This window comes from Pseudomonas agronomica, assembly GCF_025917275.1.
Taxonomy (GTDB): Bacteria; Pseudomonadota; Gammaproteobacteria; order Pseudomonadales; family Pseudomonadaceae; genus Aquipseudomonas; species Aquipseudomonas agronomica.
On sequence record NZ_JAOSHO010000844.1, the window covers coordinates 1 to 1,301 of the forward strand.

The window sequence follows — 1,301 nt, forward strand, 5'->3', positions numbered from 1 at the left end:
CGAGCAAGCTCGCTCCCACAGGGGACCGTGTTTCAACCTGAGTTTTAGCGAGGCTTCACCGGATGCGAAACCTCGGCATCATTTGCCTGCTGCTGGCCCTGAGCGGTTGCAGCTCCCTGCTGTTCTACCCGGAACGCGGCCTGCCGTTCACGCCGGAGCGGGCCAGGCTCGAATACCGCGACGTCACCCTGGCCACCGCTGATGGCCTGAAGCTGCATGGCTGGTGGCTGCCGGTGAAGCCGGGTGTCGAGGTCAAGGGCACGGTGCTGCACCTGCACGGCAATGGCGGCAACCTGGCCTGGCACCTCGGCGGCAGTTGGTGGTTGCCGGAGCAGGGCTACCAAGTGTTGATGGTCGATTACCGTGGCTATGGCGTGTCCGAGGGCGAGCCGAGCCTGCCGGCGATTTACCAGGACATCGATGCGGCATTCAAATGGCTCGACGATGCGCCCGAGGTCCGGGGCAAGCCGTTGGTGCTGCTCGGCCAGAGCCTGGGTGGCGCATTGGCGGTGCATTACCTGGTCGAGCATCCCCAGCGCCAGCGGCAGCTCAAGGCTTTGGTGCTGGACGGGGTGCCCGCCAGCTACCGCGATGTGGGGCGTTTCGCCCTCGGCACGTCATGGCTGACCTGGGCGTTCCAGGTGCCGCTGTCGTGGCTGGTGCCGGACGGCGACAGCGCCATCGGCTCGATCGCGCAACTGAACGGCGTGCCGAAGTTGATCTACCACAGCCTCGATGACCCGATCGTGCCCCTTTCCAACGGCATCCGCTTGTATCAAGCTGCGCCGCCGCCCCGGGTGTTGCAACTGACGCGCGGCGGGCATGTGCAGACGTTCGCCGACCCGACCTGGCGAACCGTGATGCTGCGCTACCTCGACGACCCCCGGCACTTCGATGGCCTGCGCCGCCTGGGCGAAATTCCGAATTACCCGAAATCACCCGTTGAATCATCCGAGAACCCGCAATGAGCGAAGAACGTAACGCCATCCCCCTGATCATCACCGGTATCTGCAGCATCCTCGGCACTGTCGCGGTGCTGTGGTACTACGGCTACCTGCATTTCGCCAAGCCCGAGGATGCGTTGCTGCTCAACCAGTTCACCATGCTCAAGACCGTGCCGGGCGAGGATTACAAGGTTTCCCTGGAGCCGGCACCGCAGGTTGCCCAGTGCATCGATGGCGTGCTGGTGCTGTTCGACACCGAACAGAAAGGTCTGACCGGCGTGCTGATCAACGAGAAGAAGCGTGCAGTGCGGTGCATGGGGCAGGAGACGCCACAGAAACTGCAGCCGTAATCCAATC

The 1,301-nt window shown here is 63.9% G+C and carries 2 protein-coding genes; both read left to right on the forward strand.

The annotated features are described in order from the left end of the window. The first annotated feature begins 62 nt into the window (after nucleotides 1–62). Nucleotides 63–968, forward strand: coding sequence for an alpha/beta hydrolase (locus OC610_RS27605; protein WP_264432674.1), 906 nt, complete (start codon nucleotides 63–65; stop codon nucleotides 966–968). After that, a complete protein-coding gene (locus OC610_RS27610; RefSeq protein WP_030139524.1) occupies nucleotides 965–1,294 on the forward strand; it encodes a hypothetical protein in 330 nt (109 codons plus the stop codon). Before OC610_RS27605 ends, OC610_RS27610 begins: the two co-directional genes overlap by 4 nt. Nucleotides 1,295–1,301: the final 7 nt, after the last annotated feature.

Bases quoted from the DNA above. Each gene is read 5' to 3' on its own strand.
- OC610_RS27605 (WP_264432674.1), top strand. From the start codon at position 63: ATGCGAAACCTCGGCATCATTTGCCTGCTGCTGGCCCTGAGCGGTTGC.
- OC610_RS27610 (WP_030139524.1), top strand. From the start codon at position 965: ATGAGCGAAGAACGTAACGCCATCCCCCTGATCATCACCGGTATCTGC.